Origin of the sequence: Streptomyces lydicamycinicus (genome assembly GCF_000829715.2) — a bacterium.
GTDB classification, from domain to species: Bacteria; Actinomycetota; Actinomycetes; order Streptomycetales; family Streptomycetaceae; genus Streptomyces; species Streptomyces lydicamycinicus.
Genome location: NZ_BBNO01000002.1, coordinates 336809 through 351157 on the forward strand (window position 1 = coordinate 336809; position 14349 = coordinate 351157).

Here is a 14349-nt window from a genome sequence, read left to right on the forward strand (position 1 = left end):
CGCGGCCGCGCGAGGTGGCCGGCATCAAACCACTGAAAGGAGGGAAAGGGGGCACGTACGCCCGATTGGCCGTTCCGTCCTCGGGCGAGGAGCTCGCCCGAGGTGGTGTGCGTGTGCCCGACCGTAAGCGGACCGATGACACGAACGACGCCGTCTCCGGCAGCCAGGGCCCGTCCCCGGACGCCGGGAACGAAGCGGCGCGCCGACGGCGCCGTGCACAATTTCTGCGGGAACTGCACGAGGCCAAGGCGTTGCGGGACCGTGTCCAGCCGCGCCGCGCGCGGGCCGAGCGGATGCGCCAGGCCGTGCGGATGCGCACATTCCGCTGGTAGCGGAGCCCTTTGCGCCGGTAGCGGAACGCCTTCACGCCCCCGCTCGCGCTGCGGCACGTGAGCGACATCTCTCACAACCTCCGCACGACGCAGCGCCGAAGACCCCGCGCGAACGCGTTGTTTCTGCCACGATTCCGAAGGGGCGGGACCAACGGCGTGCAGCGCCGCCCCGCCCGGCCCGGCACGCCTATGACCAGTGGGAGAGTCACGGTGTACTTCGCCGCACTGCTCGCGCGCACCGAAGACGGGTGGGAAGCGAGCGATACGGAGCTCGACGATGTGGAGACGCTGACCGATCTGGCCGATCTGGCCCGAGAGGCGGCGGTCGACGACGACACGGTGGTGGCCTTCATCGAGCAGGAGGACGCCTGGTTCGGCGTCGTCCGGGTGGACGGCGAGGACGACCCACGGGTCTTCCTCTCCAACGCCGCCATCGCCGCCAGAAGCTCGTACGGCGCCATGCTGACCGACGAGCTGCTCGGACGCGACGAGGACGACGCGACCGACGACCTCGACAGCCTCGACCTGGACGGCACGGAGGACGGCGAACCCGAATCGGACAACAACGTGGACGACGACCCCCTGGAGGCGGTGAACGGCTCGGACGGGCCGCCGCACGGTCCGCTCGGCGATGCCGCCCTGCTGGCCGACCTGGGGGTCAGCGAGAAGGAACTGCTGGCCCTCGACGGTGATGCGCTGAGCACCATCGCGGACTCGCTGGGCTGCACGGAAGTCCTCGAAGCCGTGCGCTGAGCGGGCCCGGCCGGGCTCCTGCCCCGGGGCCCGCCGGCCCCGCCCCGGTCACGTCCCCGACACTGGGGACATGACCGTCCCGCCATCCGCCTCTCTTCCCTCCCCCGCGCCCGACCCGCTGCGCGATCCCTGGACCGCGCCGATGCGGCAGGCGCTGGGCGAGGCCGCCCGCGCCCCCGGGACCGGTGATGTCCCGGTGGGCGCCGTCGTGCTGTCCGCGGACGGCACGGTCCTCGGCACCGGCCACAACGAACGCGAGGCCACCGGCGACCCGACCGCCCACGCCGAGATCCTCGCGCTGCGCGCGGCGGCGCGAACGGTCGGAGAGTGGCGGCTGACCGGCTGCACGCTCGTCGTCACCCTCGAACCGTGCACGATGTGCGCCGGGGCGATCGTGCTCTCCCGGATCGACCGCGTCGTCTACGGCGCCCGCGACGCCAAGGCCGGGGCGGCCGGCTCCCTCTGGGACGTCATCCGTGACCGGCGCCTCAACCACCGGCCCGAAGTCATCACCGGCGTCCTCGAAGCCGAGTGTGCGGCCCTGCTCACCGACTTCTTCCGCGAGCGCTGACCGGCGTCCGGAGCCCGCGGCGGCCGCCGCCCGGAATCCGATTTCGGCGCACGGCCACCCTTGGGCTAAGCTCTCTCTCGGTAGCGTGTCCGAGCGGCCGAAGGAGCGCGCCTCGAAAGCGCGTGAGGGGGCAACTCCTCCGTGGGTTCAAATCCCACCGCTACCGCTCAGAGGGCGAAGGCCCCGATCCACACAAGGATCGGGGCCTTCGTCATGTCCGGGGCCGCGACGACCGGCAGCGCAGGACAGGTTCCGCGCCCGGCACCGCCACGGAAAAGCGGCGCGCCCGCGGGGACGGGCGCGCCGCTGGGCCGGGGTGGCCGGCCGGCGTCTACTGGGCGTTACGCCTGCTGCGCGAGCGGACGAAGCGCACGAGCAGCCAGATCGCCAGGATCACCAGTGCCAGGAAGACGACGAACAGCACGATCAGCACGATGCCGAGCTTCTTGAAGAAGCTGCCCTTCTTCTTCGCCTTCTTCTTCCACTTCGACACCTTGGACTTGGAGACCGTCGTGAAGTGAGGCGCGTGGTGTGCCCGGTGGTGGCGGTACGACGCGGGCTGCGCGGGAGCGGCGGCGAGCCGTACGGACGCGTCGGCACCCCGGCTCGGAGCGCTCGCGGCGGCGGCCGGCCGGGCGGTGTCCCCCGCGCCGCGGCCGGCCGCGGCGGCCGGTGCGACGGCCGCGGCCAGCAGACCGGCCAGCAGTGCCAGCACGACGGCCGGCCGCCGCCGCGTCAGGGGCGAGCGGGCGCCGCTCCGGGCGGGCCGGGCGGCTCGGTGCGACGAATCGGGCGCGGGTGACGCGGAGTTCATGGGCATCTTCGATTCCCCCTTGGGACGAGCGTCCCGCCATTATGTGCCGCGGCCCGGCGCCTGTCGCCGAACACGACGGGAGCCCCGCCGCCGGCCGTTTCCTGGGTTCCCCCGTGGTGACCAGGGGCGGCTCGGCGACAGGGCTCCGTCCAGGGGGAGCGGCGTCCGCGGACGGCCGCATCCTCCGAGGAGGACCACACCTCGAGTCCACGCCACCGTCCGGGGGGCGGTCGTGGCGTGAACCCCGCAGCGAGGCTCCGGTCCAGGGGCCGGGAATTCCTGCCAGATCCACCGGCCCACGTCTCTCAGGGTGCCTCCCCGGAGCCGTCCCAACAGGCAGGCGAAGGGCCCCCTTTGGTGGGTCTTTGGTCCATAAAGTCCGGATCAGTGCCGGGCGGGAGAGGACGCACTCGGCCCGCATCCTCGGCTCCCGAGATCGAACACCTGTGGTTACACTCGCCCGACTGCAACCGGGAAGTGCAGGCACTGCCGTAGGGGCCTGCGTAGGGGAGACGGGACTGATGGCGCAGGCGAAGAAGATCGCGTTGTACATGATCATTGTCTTCGTGCTGTACACGATCATCACCTCCCCGCAGCGGGCCGCCGAAATGGTGCAGATAGGCTTCGAGGGCATCTCGTCCGCCGCTCAGGGCGTCGGCGAGTTCATGACCCAGCTGATCAAGTAGGGACCGCCCGCCCCGGCCGGCGAACCCTGGGGGCCGCCCGTGACCGGGCCGGCCCACGGTCGGCCGGCACCCCAGCCCCGGCCCAGCCCGCCCGACGACCGGACCGGCTGCGCCCCGTCCGCCGCACGGAGGCTCCCGTGATCCGCCACCTGGTCCTGTTCAAGCTCAATGAAGGTGTCTCCCGCGACGAGGAGCGGGTGCAGGCCGGCGTCCGCGCGTTCGCGGCGCTGGAGGGCGAGATTCCGGAGCTGGCGTTCTGGGAGTGCGCCTGGAACATCACCGACCGGCCGATCGCCTACGACTACGCGATCAACTCGGCGGTGGCCGACAAGGACGCCCTCAAGCGCTATATCGAGCACCCGGCCCACCAGGCGGCCGCTGCCCAGTGGCGGGAATTCGCCACCTGGGTGATCGCCGACTACGAATTCTGAGCCGCGGCACTCCCCCGCCCCGCCGAGCCCCTCGCCCCCCGTGGGCGGGGGGCTTTGTCGTACCCCGGTCCCGGCCGCCACCCACCCGCCCCACGCCACCCCGCAGCCACTCAACTCTCTGTTCAACACGGCGTTATGGGGTGCTTGCACACAGTGCACATGTCTTGTGATGCTATGACCGCTTTTGCCGGATACATGCACTGTGAAGGGTGGCGTGACCGTGACGGCCCGTACTGCGCCCAAGGCTCCATCCCGCGAGAGCCGAAGCGCGGACACGCGGGCGCTCACGCAGGTGCTGTTCGCGGAGCTGACGGACCTCGAACCCGGAACCCCGGAGCACACCCGGGTCCGCGCCGCGCTGATCGAGGCCAATCTGCCGCTGGTCCGCTATGCCGCGGCGCGTTTCCGCAGCCGCAATGAGCCGATGGAGGACGTCATCCAGGTCGGCACCATCGGCCTGATCAATGCGATCGACCGGTTCGATCCGGACCGGGGCGTCCAGTTCCCCACCTTCGCGATGCCTACCGTCGTCGGCGAGATCAAACGCTACTTTCGAGACAATGTCCGCACGGTCCATGTGCCACGCCGCCTCCACGAGCTGTGGGTCCAGGTCAACGGCGCGACCGAGGATCTGACGGTGCTGCACGGCCGCTCCCCCACCACCGCCGAGATCGCCGAGCGACTGAAGATCGGCGAGGACGAGGTACTGGCCTGCCTGGAGGCGGGCCGCTCGTATCACGCCACCTCACTGGAGGCCGCACAGGAGGGCGACGGCCTGCCCGGTCTGCTCGACCGCCTCGGATACGAGGACCCGGAGCTGGCCGGCGTCGAGCACCGGGACCTCGTACGGCACCTGCTGGTCCAGCTGCCGGAGCGCGAGCAGCGGATCCTTCTGCTGCGTTACTACAGCAATCTGACGCAGTCACAGATCAGTGCGGAACTAGGGGTGTCGCAGATGCATGTCTCGCGGCTACTGTCGCGGAGCTTCGCTCGGCTGCGATCCGCAAACAGGATCGACGCATAGCCGGGACGGGCGACCCGATCCTGCACAGATATGTCGACATGACGCTACAGCGTGTTGCCGACATGTGACATTCTGCTGGAACCGCGTTTGCCGCGGCGCTGCCTCCGGTATTCAGGTGGAGGTATCACTCCTCGGTCCACCCGGCCCGAGGACGCCGCAGCGACCCGACCGCGACCTCAAGGGGGTGGCATGTCCGTAGAACTGGGCAGCTCGAAGGTGCTTCCCGCGATTCCCGCGCCCGCACCGCACGTGCACGACGACGACGCCATCAACACCCGCACGCTCTCCCGCTCCCTGTTCCTGCGGCTGGCCTCGCTCGACAAGGACTGCGCGGAGCGTACGTACGTACGCGACACGCTCATCGAGCTGAACCTCCCGCTGGTCCGCTATGCGGCGGCCCGCTTCCGCAGCCGCAACGAGCCGATGGAGGACATCGTCCAGGTCGGCACGATCGGTCTGATCAAGGCGATCGACCGTTTCGATTGCGAACGCGGCGTGGAATTCCCGACGTTCGCGATGCCCACCGTGGTCGGCGAGATCAAGCGGTTCTTCCGCGACACCTCGTGGTCGGTGCGGGTCCCGCGCCGCCTCCAGGAGCTCCGGCTCGCCCTCACCAAGGCCAGTGACGAGCTCTCCCAGAAGCTGGACCGCTCCCCGACCGTCCCCGAACTGGCCCTGTGCCTGGGGGTGTCGGAGGAGGACGTGGTCGACGGTCTCGCCGTCGGCAACGCCTACACCGCCTCCTCGCTCGACTCCCCCTCCCCCGAGGACGACGGCGGCGAGGGCTCCCTCGCGGACCGCCTCGGCTATGAGGACAGCGCCCTGGAGGGCGTGGAGTACCGCGAGTCCCTCAAGCCGCTGCTGGCCAAACTCCCGGCCCGTGAGCGCCAGATCATCATGCTGCGCTTCTTCGCCAACATGACGCAGTCCCAGATCGGCGAGGAGGTCGGCATCTCCCAGATGCATGTCTCCCGGCTGCTCACCCGCACCCTGGCGCAGCTGCGCGAGGGCCTCATCTCCGACTGAGGAACGGTCCGCCGGGGGGCTTGTACAGCGCTCGTGCCGCTCGGCGGACAGTCACAAGAGGAGCCAGGAGGACGGCGGGGCATCGCGCGGGAGATCCGCGCCCCGGCTGCCCGACAGCCGCAACCCCGAAAGCGGCAACAGAGGCGCACGAGAGCCGTACACGGGCCGATACGCGGACCGTACGCAGCTCGTGGGCCCCTCCGTGCTGTCCGCACGGAGTTGTGAACGTACCGCGTCGACCAGGGACTTGATGCCGGCCGTGGCCGCCCGTCCGTCGTCCGTGCCGTCAGCCGGCCGACGACCTCGACGGTGAGCGGGCCCCCGGATGGTGGCGGCTGTCGACCCGGTGATGACGGCTGCCGGCCCGCCCTCCACAAGCCCGGCGTCCGACCCCTGTACACCTGACGCACCGTCAGCAACACTGACCCGATGCGACGGACGACGACTGTGGCCTCCGCTTCCGCGGCCGTGCTGTGTCTGGGTGTCCTGCTGACCGGCTGCGGGAGCGCGGCCGGGGCGGGCCGTGCCGCGGTGGGCGCGGCAGGTCCCGGCGACGGCCGGGTGCCGACCCAGGCCGTACCGCCCCGCGACGGCGTCGAGCTGACACCTCTGGACGGCGACCGGAGCCAGGTGCGGAACGGCGGCGAAGACGGCAGCGGCGGCGGCACGGAGTCCGGCCGGCCCGGCACGGGGGCGTCGGAGGGCTCCGGCAAGGGGGGCACGGCAGACGGCTCACGGGCCCCCGGCAGCCCCGGTGCGCCCGGTGCACGGCACGACTCCTCCGCACCCACCACCGGAGCGCACCCCGGCCACGGCGGCGCCACCACGCCCCCGACGTCACCGGGCTCCCCCAACTCCCCTTCGCACCCCGGCCATCCCACCCCGCCGCACGGCACCCCCGCCCCCGAACCGCCCTCCCCCACCCTCCCCTCCGGCCCCGACACCCCCGACGGTCTGCTGATCGGTCTGCCCGGCCGGTCCGGCACCGACGTCCGCTGGTGCGAGCGGGTCACCCTGGAGTTCCTCAACACCGGCGACCGGCCCGTCACCGCCGGCGCGGTCACCTTCGGGACGCACATCATCGGCGCCCTCGGCATCGACTGGGCCACCCTCCCCTCCACCCACAAGCTGCCGCTGCCGCTGGCGCCGGGGAAGAAGAAGACCGGCAGCTGGCGGGTGTGTGTGGACGGCTGGCGGGTGCCGGCGGGCATGCACATCGAGACGAAGGATGTGGCCTTCACCTGGAAGTGAGGCGGCCGGGCGGGGGCGCCGGGCCTCGCGGGCGGGCGGGCCGCTCCGTTCCCCCGTCGGCCCGCGAAACGTCTCCCTGGATAGCGATGAGTTCCCAGCGGTGCGACGGTCTGTAGAGGCACAGACGCAGCCACCGGCCGCGAACCGTCCCAAGGAGAAGACCATGCCCAAGATCACCCCCAACCTCTGGTTCGACACCCAAGGCAAGGAAGCCGCCGAGTTCTACTGCTCGGTGTTCCCGAACTCGAAGATCAACAACGTCACCTATTTCAACGAGGCGGGCCCGCGGCCGGCGGGCACCGTACTGACGGTGGAATTCGAGCTCGACGGCCAGGAGTACACCGCGATCAACGGCGGGCCGGAGTTCACCTTCACCGAGGCGATCTCCCTGATGATCAACTGCGCCGACCAGGACGAGATCGACTACTACTGGGCCAAGCTCTCCGAGGGCGGCGAAGAGGGGCCCTGCGGCTGGCTGAAGGACAAATACGGGCTGTCCTGGCAGGTGGCGACCGGCGACATGGTGGAGTTGCTCAACGACCCGGACCAGGGGCGCGCGGTCCGTGCCATGAAGGCCATGCTCGGCATGAAGAAGATCGATGTCGCCGCGATCCGGGCGGCGGCCGACCAGGCTTGAGGCGCCTCCCCGGCCACTTCCCGCGCGTGTCACGGAGCCCCGGGCCGGCCGCGGTCCGGGGCCCGTCGCCGCGCCGCGGCCGCCGCCTCAGGAGCGGCTGGGATTCCGTCCGGTCCGTATCGGGCGCGGGGCGGGGCTGTGGCGTATGTCCACGTCACGCAGGGCCCTGGTGGCCGCGTCCACGGCCGTGGGGGACGCCTCGGCGAAGACGGCCTCATGCGCGTCGGCGTTGGCGCGGACGGCGTGCTCGGCCGTCCGCACCCCGTCCGGCGTCAGCCTGATCATGGTGCTCCGGCCGTCGTCCGGAGAGGGCTCGCGGCGGACGAGGCCGCGCTCGGCGAGGTGGTTGACGACGTTGCTGATGCCGCCGGAGGACAGCAGCAGGGCGCGGGCCAGTTCGTTCGGCTTCATACGGTACGGCTCGCCCGCCCGGCGCAGGGCGACCAGGATGTCGAACTCGGCGACGGTCAGGCCGAGTTCGGGCAGCACCCCGCGGGTGGCTTGATCCAGGGCGCGGGCGAGCTGGGCTATGCGCTTCGAGAGTTCCGTCGTCGGGCGGAGCACGTCCGGCAGCTCGGTGTGCCAGGCGTCCATCAGCGCGTCGACGGGGTCAGGGCGCGGTCCGGGTGGTGCGGTCACGTCGGCAGGATAGATCAGCATCATGATAGCTTTCTATAAAGCTTTCTTCCGAACGTGTAGAGGGTGACTTGCCATGGGAATCGAGCGCCACCACTCACCGCGCCTGCTTCTGCGCGGCGGCCTGGTCATCGACACCGCCCCCCACCCCGTCGTCCACCCGCACACCGATGTCCTCGTCGAGGAGGGCCGGATCGCCGCCGTGGGCCGCGGGCTGCCCTTCGACGAGGCCGATACCGGCCTGGAGGTGATCGACGCCCGCGAGCTGATCGTGCTGCCGGGCTTCGTCGACACCCACCGGCACGTCTGGCAGGCCGTGCTGCGGTCCGCCGCGGTCGACGAGAGCCTCGACAGCTATCTCGGCCGGATCCTCGGCGACCTCTCCGGCCGCTTCACGCCCGCGGATGTGTACACCGGCAACCTCCTCGGCGCGCTGGAGTGCCTGGACACCGGCGTCACCACCGTGCAGGACTTCTCGCACGTCCAGTACACGCCGGAGCACAGCGCGGCCGCCGTCGAGGCACTGGAGGAGGCCGGTATCCGCGCCGTGTTCGGCTACGGCTACCCCGTCTTCGACGACACCGCCCGGCGGGCCGACTGGGTGCGGCAGGTCCGCACGCGGTACTTCCCCTCCGGCGAGGCGCTGCTCACGATGGCCCTGGCCCCCGTCGGCCCCTCCTTCGCCCCACCGGAGACCGTCCGGGAGGACTGGCTGCTCGCCCGTGAGCTGGGGCTGCCGATCGCCGTGCATGTGACCGCCGGGCCGGTGGCGATGCGGCCGATCGCCGCCCTCCAGGAGCAGGGGCTGCTCACCGCCGGCACCCTCTATGTGCACGGCAATTCACTGCCCGACTCCGAGCTGCGGCTGATCGCCGAGTCCGGCGGCGCGGTGGCGATCACGCCGGCGATCGAGGCCTCGATGCGGTTCGGCGCACCGATGGCGGGCCGGCTGCGCCGGGCGGGCATCCCGACGGGGCTGGGCGCGGACGCGGTCACCTCGGCGCCGGGCGACATGTTCTCCCAGATGCGCGCCGCGCTGATGAGCAGTCACTTCGACGGTGACGGCGACGGCGAGGCCGATGCGCCGACGGTCAAGGCGGCCGATGTCCTGCGGATGGCCACCGCGGAGGGCGCCGAGGCCCTCGGCCTGGCCGACGAGGTGGGCTCACTCGGCATCGGCAAGCGCGCCGACCTCGTCCTGCTGCGCGCCGACGCCCTCAACCTCGCCCCGGTCGCCCACGACCCGATCGGCGCCGTGGTGACCGCCGCCCACCCCGGGAACATCGACACGGTCCTGGTGGACGGCCGCCCGGTCAAACGCAACGGGCAACTGCTGTACGGCGAGCTGGGCAACGTACTGACCACGGCCCACCGGGCGGCGGAGCGGCTGGTGACCACGGGCTGAACCCGCGCCCGTACGGAGCCCGGAGCGCCGGGCCCCGTACGGGGAGGCATTACTAGGCCAGCGCCAGCCAGGCCGCGCCCGCGACGACCAGGATCGCGACGATGACGCCGATGATGACGCCCACGCGGGGGCCGGCGGACTGCTGGGGGGCCGGGGCGCGGCGGCCGCCGGTCTGCGGGGTGCCGCCCTCGTCCACGAAGGCGCGGAACATCTGCGTGCTGCCGGCCGGGTCGTAGTTGCCGCCGGCCTGGTTCTGCGGGTTGGTCGCCATGGGCAAGGACCCTAGCGAACCGGGGGCGGAGCGGCACCGTTGGGGCGCGCGTGGAGCATCCGCGCAGGCGCCTACGGAGCGGGGTCGGGCCGGGTACGGCGCGTGGGCGGGAGCGTGGGCGGGGCGTCCGGGGGTGTCCCGTTACCGGCCGGTATTGGGCGGCGCCTGCGATACCGGCTCCGACCTGCGGGTTTGCGGGCCTCGGTCAGGTTGTTGACCAATGCCCGGTACAGACTTTTAGCCGCCTTTACTTCAACACTGGATGAATCGTTTGCCTTCAGCAACCAACATTGCTTATGGTTGCCCCAAGCAACAAAAGATGTGCGAGGGATGCGTGGAGGAGCCGGTGGCAGCTCACAGTCAGTACGAGGAGCTGGCCAGGCAACTCAGCGCCATCGGTGCCGTCAAACGCGAGATGGGGCGGACGCTGCCCCAGGACTGCCCGCCCGCCTCGGCGGGGGTGCTCGCCCTGCTCGACCGGCACGGCGAGATGCGGATGAGCCAGCTCGCCGAGCTGCTCGCGATCGACATGTCGGTGACCAGCCGGCATGTGGCCCATGCCGCCGAGCGCGGCTGGATCGAGCGCAAGCCCGATCCGGCGGACAAGCGCTCACGGCTGCTGCGCCTGACCCCGAGCGGCACCGCGCTCCTGGCGGAGCTCGCCGAGCGCTACACGGCCACGCTCGCCCGGTACTTGGACGACTGGTCCGACGCCGACGTCGGGCAGCTCACCGAACTCCTCGCCAGGCTCCGCACGAGCTTCGGCGACTGCCGCACCCGGGCGCATCACGACTTCCCCACCCGTACACCCGCAGGATGAAAAGGAACTACATGGCTACGACCACACCAGCCGGTGTGCGGGGCGGCCACGCCAGGCACGGAGGCGGGCAGCACGCCTCCGACGGAGCCCCTATGACGCACCGTCAGATCATGGAGGCGCTGTCCGGGCTGCTGCTCGGCATGTTCGTCGCCATCCTGTCGTCGACAATCGTCTCCAACGCGCTGCCCGAGATCATTCATGACCTCGACGGCGGACAGAGCGCCTACACCTGGGTGGTCACCGCTTCGCTGCTGGCGATGACCGCGACCACCCCGCTGTGGGGCAAGCTCTCCGACCTGTTCAGCAAGAAGCTGCTGGTGCAGTTCGCGCTGATCATTTACGTGGCGGGCTCGGTCGTCGCCGGGCTGTCGCAGAACACCGGCATGCTGATCGCCTGCCGGGTCGTGCAGGGCATAGGCGTGGGCGGTCTGTCCGCCCTGGCCCAGATCGTGATGGCCGCCATGATTTCCCCGCGGGAGCGCGGGCGTTACAGCGGCTACCTCGGCGCCACCTTCGCCGTCGCCACCGTCGGCGGCCCGCTGCTCGGCGGCGTCATCACCGACACCGACTGGCTCGGCTGGCGCTGGTGCTTCTACGTCGGCGTCCCGTTCGCCGTCATCGCGCTGATCGTGCTCCAGAAGACCCTGAAGCTCCCCGTCGTCCGGCGCGAGGGCGTCAAGGTCGACTGGGCGGGCGCGTTCTTCATCAGCGCGGCGGTCTCGCTGCTGCTGGTGTGGGTGACGCTGGCCGGGGACAAGTACGACTGGATGTCGTGGCAGACCGCCGCGATGGTCGGCGGCGCGGTCGTGCTCGGCGCGATCTTCGTCTTCGTGGAGACCAGGGCCAAGGAGCCGATCATCCCGTTGCGGCTGTTCCGCAACAAGACGATCACGCTGGCGTCGGTGGCCTCGCTGTTCGTCGGTATCGCGATGTTCTCCGGCACGGTCTTCTTCAGCCAGTACTTCCAGCTGGCGCGCGGCGAGTCGCCGACGATGTCCGGCGTCCTGACGATTCCGATGATCGGCGGACTGTTCATCTCCTCGACGGTCTCCGGCCAGGTCATCACCAAGACCGGCCGCTGGAAGGCCTGGCTGGTCGCCGGTGGCGTGCTGGTGACCGCGGGTCTCGGCCTGCTGGGCACCATCCGTTACGACACCGAGTACTGGCACATCGCGATCTTCATGGCGCTGATGGGCCTGGGCATCGGCATGATGATGCAGAACCTGGTGCTCGCCACGCAGAACCAGGTGGCTCCCGAGGACCTCGGCTCCGCCTCGTCCGTCGTGACCTTCTTCCGCTCCCTCGGCGGTGCGGTGGGCGTCTCGGCCCTGGGTGCGGTCCTTGCCAACCGCGTCACCCACTACGTCAAGGACGGTCTGGCCGACCTCGGCCCCAAGGCCGCCAAGGCCGCCGCCCACGGCGCCGGCAACAGCGGCGGCGGCATCCCCGACCTGGACTCCCTCCCGGCGCCGCTGCGCACCGTCATGGAGAGCGCCTACGGCCACGGGGTCGCCGATGTCTTCCTGTACGCGGCGCCCTGCGCGCTGCTCGCCTTCCTCTTCACCCTGTTCATCAAGGAGGTCGCGTTGAAGACACGTGGCGGACTGGCCCAGAGCTCGCAGGACGCACCGGCCGAGGCCGCGCCGTCGGCCGCCTCCGCGGAGGCCGTCGTCCCGGCGCAGGCCGAGGAGCGGGAGCCCGCCCTGGTGGGCGCCGCGCCGGTGGCCCCGGACGACGAGGCACACACGCCCTCCTGGGCGCGCCCGGCCGTGGCGACGGCCACCCGGCCGCTGGCCGCGTACGCCTCGGCCGATGGCGGGGACGCCATCCCGTCCGGCCCGTCGGTGCACGGCTTCGTCCGCAACGCCGAGGGCAGCCCCGTACCGCGCTCCGCGGTCACGCTGATCTCGCTCAGCGGCCGGCAGTTGGGCCGCGCGGTCGCCCAGGCCAACGGCTCGTACGCGCTCAGCGCCCCCGGCGCCGGCTCGTATGTGCTGATCGCCGCGGCCGACGGCCACCAGCCGCAGGCGTCCACGGTCGTCATCGGCGAGGCGCCGCACGCCTACGACATCCTGCTCAGCGGCACCAGCGGCCTCGGCGGCCAGGTCCGCAGCGCGGCCACCGGCGCACCGGTCGACGGGGCCATGGTCGTCGTCACCGACGTCCGCGGCGAGGTGCTGGCCACCGGAAAGACCGGCGCCGAGGGCCACTTCGCCTTCGACGAGCTGGCGCCCGGCACCTTCACCGTCGCCGTGAACGCCCCGGACCACCGCCCGGCCGCACTGCCGGTCGAGATCGGCGGCCAGGGCACCACGAGGATCGAGATCGAGCTGCTGTCCGGCGCGCGGGTGCAGGGCGTCGTGCGGGCCGGTGCACACCGCCGGCCGCTGCCCGACGCACGGGTCACGCTGGTGGACGCTGCGGGCAATGTGGTGGCCACCTCGACGACCGGGGAGGACGGCGCCTACGCCTTCACCGACCTGGACGCCGGCGACTACACGGTGATCGCGAGCGGCTACCCGCCCGTCGCCACCGGCCTCGCGGTCGATGCCCGCGGGGTCGACGGTTACGACATCGAGCTCGCGCACCCCGGGGACTGAAACACCCCGGACCCGGGGATCCACCCCGGGAGCAATACCCCGGTCCGGGGCGCGCGTTGAGCGGAGGCGCGCCCCGGACCGGACCGAAGGGCGCCGGCGGCGCTGCGCACAGGCAGGGGACGGCCTGCACGCCGCCGCCGGAGCCCGACACCTCCCCACACTCTCGGCCGGGCTCGCGAGGGCCCCATGAGCGGGGGACACCATCAGGCAACAAACGGGAGAGGCAATGACTTCGACGGGCGCGGGAGCTGCGGGACTGAGGGCGCAGGTCCGCACACGGGACGGCTGGGCGGTCCAGCACGCCGTACTGACCGTCACCGATATGACCGGCGCGCAGGTACTGCGGGCCGCGGCGGACGACGAGGGCGCCATCCGCAGCGCACAGCCGCTGCCGGCCGGCCCGTACACGGTCATCGTGACGGCCGTCGGCTACGCGCCGGTCGCCTCCAGCGCGATCGTGACGGCCAGCGGCCGGATGGACGTGGGCAGCGTCGTCCTGGCCCGGCAGGGCGGGGCCGAGCTGCCGCCGCCCGGTGTCTGGACCATCGACCCGATGCACTCGACGGTGGCGGCCGTCGCCCAGCACCTGGGGATCTCCAGCGTGCACGGCCGGTTCACCGAGTTCGGCGGCCGGATCGAGATCGCCGAGGACCTGAACGCCTCGCGGGTCGAGGCGGACATCAAGGCCGCCTCCATCGACACCGGCAACGGGATGCGCGACGGCCATCTGCGCTCCGAGGACTTCCTGAACATCGAGGAGTACCCGGAGCTCACCTACCGCAGCTCGGGCCTGTCCCCGGCCGGCCCGGACCGCTGGACCGTGCACGGTGAGCTGTCGCTGCACGGTGTCGTACGGCCGGTGGACCTCGAACTGAGCTACCTCGGCACCGGCCCCGACCCGTGGGGCGGGGTGCGCGCCGCGTTCCGCGCCACCGCGGAGCTGCGCCGCGAGGACTTCAAGATGAACTACAACCAGGTCGTGGCGGCCGGTGTCGCGGCCATCGGGACCACGCTCAAGGTCGAGCTGGACATCCAGGCCGTGCAGGGGGAGAGCCTGCCGGTGGGGTGAGGCCCCGTCCCCTCGGGCACGGC

16 protein-coding genes and 1 tRNA gene are annotated in these 14349 nt (G+C 71.5%); 14 read left to right on the top strand and 3 right to left on the bottom strand.

Annotated features, from left to right (window positions below; translation table 11 throughout):
- The first annotated feature begins 113 nt into the window (after positions 1–113).
- The 4 genes from TU31_RS06865 (at position 114) to TU31_RS06880 (ending at position 1822) form a co-directional block, all read left to right on the top strand.
- Complete coding sequence (locus TU31_RS06865; protein WP_042151782.1) at positions 114–332, top strand: hypothetical protein; 219 nt, start codon at positions 114–116, stop codon at positions 330–332.
- Positions 333–542: 210 nt separating this feature from the next.
- Positions 543–1085: a tRNA adenosine deaminase-associated protein gene (locus TU31_RS06870; protein ID WP_042150701.1), complete on the top strand. Its 543-nt coding sequence runs from the start codon at positions 543–545 to the stop codon at positions 1083–1085.
- 70 nt (positions 1086–1155) lie between these two features.
- On the top strand, positions 1156–1656 hold the full coding sequence (tadA, locus tag TU31_RS06875) for a tRNA adenosine(34) deaminase TadA (RefSeq protein ID WP_078885591.1): 501 nt from the start codon (positions 1156–1158) through the stop codon (positions 1654–1656).
- A 79-nt stretch (positions 1657–1735) separates the two neighbouring features.
- Positions 1736–1822: transfer RNA gene (locus TU31_RS06880), tRNA-Ser, on the top strand.
- A gap of 165 nt (positions 1823–1987) precedes the next feature.
- On the opposite strand, the gene TU31_RS06885 is transcribed toward TU31_RS06880, so the two are convergent.
- Entirely contained in the window at positions 1988–2476 is a 489-nt protein-coding gene (locus TU31_RS06885) for a hypothetical protein (protein WP_245698443.1), read from the bottom strand.
- Positions 2477–3021: 545 nt separating this feature from the next.
- Here TU31_RS06885 and TU31_RS40210 point away from each other — a divergent pair.
- The 6 genes from TU31_RS40210 to TU31_RS06910 all read left to right on the top strand — a co-directional run bounded on the left by TU31_RS40210 (position 3022) and on the right by TU31_RS06910 (position 7525).
- Complete coding sequence (locus TU31_RS40210) at positions 3022–3156, top strand: hypothetical protein (protein ID WP_275451775.1); 135 nt, start codon at positions 3022–3024, stop codon at positions 3154–3156.
- A 137-nt stretch (positions 3157–3293) separates the two neighbouring features.
- Positions 3294–3587 (top strand): Dabb family protein, encoded by a 294-nt coding sequence (locus tag TU31_RS06890; RefSeq protein ID WP_042150707.1) that lies wholly within the window; start codon positions 3294–3296, stop codon positions 3585–3587.
- A gap of 214 nt (positions 3588–3801) precedes the next feature.
- Complete coding sequence (locus tag TU31_RS06895) at positions 3802–4611, top strand: RNA polymerase sigma factor SigF (protein WP_026169670.1); 810 nt, start codon at positions 3802–3804, stop codon at positions 4609–4611.
- Positions 4612–4800: 189 nt separating this feature from the next.
- Positions 4801–5637, top strand: a complete 837-nt coding sequence (locus tag TU31_RS06900) for an RNA polymerase sigma factor SigF (RefSeq protein WP_026169669.1) — start codon at positions 4801–4803, stop codon at positions 5635–5637.
- Between the two features lie 429 nt (positions 5638–6066).
- The gene (locus TU31_RS37880; protein WP_042150709.1) at positions 6067–6888 is read left to right on the top strand and encodes a hypothetical protein; all 822 of its coding nucleotides are present in this window, start codon (positions 6067–6069) and stop codon (positions 6886–6888) included.
- Positions 6889–7051: 163 nt separating this feature from the next.
- Positions 7052–7525 carry a VOC family protein gene (locus tag TU31_RS06910; protein ID WP_042150711.1) on the top strand — a complete coding sequence of 158 codons (474 nt, stop codon included), beginning with the start codon at positions 7052–7054 and terminating at the stop codon, positions 7523–7525.
- Positions 7526–7612: 87 nt separating this feature from the next.
- Here TU31_RS06910 and TU31_RS06915 read toward each other — a convergent pair whose 3' ends face one another.
- Positions 7613–8164, bottom strand: a complete 552-nt coding sequence (locus tag TU31_RS06915) for a MarR family winged helix-turn-helix transcriptional regulator (RefSeq protein WP_245698444.1) — start codon at positions 8162–8164, stop codon at positions 7613–7615.
- Positions 8165–8237: 73 nt separating this feature from the next.
- Here TU31_RS06915 and TU31_RS06920 point away from each other — a divergent pair, with 73 nt between their 5' ends.
- Positions 8238–9566: an amidohydrolase family protein gene (locus TU31_RS06920; RefSeq protein WP_042150713.1), complete on the top strand. Its 1329-nt coding sequence runs from the start codon at positions 8238–8240 to the stop codon at positions 9564–9566.
- A 52-nt stretch (positions 9567–9618) separates the two neighbouring features.
- On the opposite strand, the gene TU31_RS06925 is transcribed toward TU31_RS06920, so the two are convergent.
- On the bottom strand, positions 9619–9837 hold the full coding sequence (locus TU31_RS06925) for a hypothetical protein (protein WP_042150716.1): 219 nt from the start codon (positions 9835–9837) through the stop codon (positions 9619–9621).
- Between the two features lie 346 nt (positions 9838–10183).
- On the opposite strand from TU31_RS06925, the gene TU31_RS06930 reads away from it, so the two are divergent.
- The 3 genes from TU31_RS06930 (at position 10184) to TU31_RS06940 (ending at position 14326) form a co-directional block, all read left to right on the top strand.
- Positions 10184–10657: a MarR family winged helix-turn-helix transcriptional regulator gene (locus tag TU31_RS06930; RefSeq protein ID WP_042150718.1), complete on the top strand. Its 474-nt coding sequence runs from the start codon at positions 10184–10186 to the stop codon at positions 10655–10657.
- Positions 10658–10749: 92 nt separating this feature from the next.
- A complete protein-coding gene (locus TU31_RS06935; RefSeq protein WP_471961393.1) occupies positions 10750–13257 on the top strand; it encodes an MFS transporter in 2508 nt (835 codons plus the stop codon).
- A gap of 226 nt (positions 13258–13483) precedes the next feature.
- On the top strand, positions 13484–14326 hold the full coding sequence (locus TU31_RS06940) for a YceI family protein (protein WP_042150723.1): 843 nt from the start codon (positions 13484–13486) through the stop codon (positions 14324–14326).
- Positions 14327–14349: the final 23 nt, after the last annotated feature.

What these genes read in the sequence shown, in the direction of transcription:
- TU31_RS06940 (WP_042150723.1), top strand. Translation starts at nt 13,484, where the DNA reads ATGACTTCGACGGGCGCGGGAGCTGCGGGACTGAGGGCGCAGGTCCGC.
- TU31_RS06910 (WP_042150711.1), top strand. Translation starts at nt 7,052, where the DNA reads ATGCCCAAGATCACCCCCAACCTCTGGTTCGACACCCAAGGCAAGGAA.
- TU31_RS06935 (WP_471961393.1), top strand. Translation starts at nt 10,750, where the DNA reads ATGACGCACCGTCAGATCATGGAGGCGCTGTCCGGGCTGCTGCTCGGC.
- TU31_RS06925 (WP_042150716.1), bottom strand. Translation starts at nt 9,837, where the DNA reads ATGGCGACCAACCCGCAGAACCAGGCCGGCGGCAACTACGACCCGGCC.
- TU31_RS06920 (WP_042150713.1), top strand. Translation starts at nt 8,238, where the DNA reads ATGGGAATCGAGCGCCACCACTCACCGCGCCTGCTTCTGCGCGGCGGC.
- TU31_RS06885 (WP_245698443.1), bottom strand. Translation starts at nt 2,476, where the DNA reads ATGCCCATGAACTCCGCGTCACCCGCGCCCGATTCGTCGCACCGAGCC.
- TU31_RS06900 (WP_026169669.1), top strand. Translation starts at nt 4,801, where the DNA reads ATGTCCGTAGAACTGGGCAGCTCGAAGGTGCTTCCCGCGATTCCCGCG.
- TU31_RS40210 (WP_275451775.1), top strand. Translation starts at nt 3,022, where the DNA reads ATGATCATTGTCTTCGTGCTGTACACGATCATCACCTCCCCGCAGCGG.
- tadA (WP_078885591.1), top strand. Translation starts at nt 1,156, where the DNA reads ATGACCGTCCCGCCATCCGCCTCTCTTCCCTCCCCCGCGCCCGACCCG.
- TU31_RS37880 (WP_042150709.1), top strand. Translation starts at nt 6,067, where the DNA reads ATGCGACGGACGACGACTGTGGCCTCCGCTTCCGCGGCCGTGCTGTGT.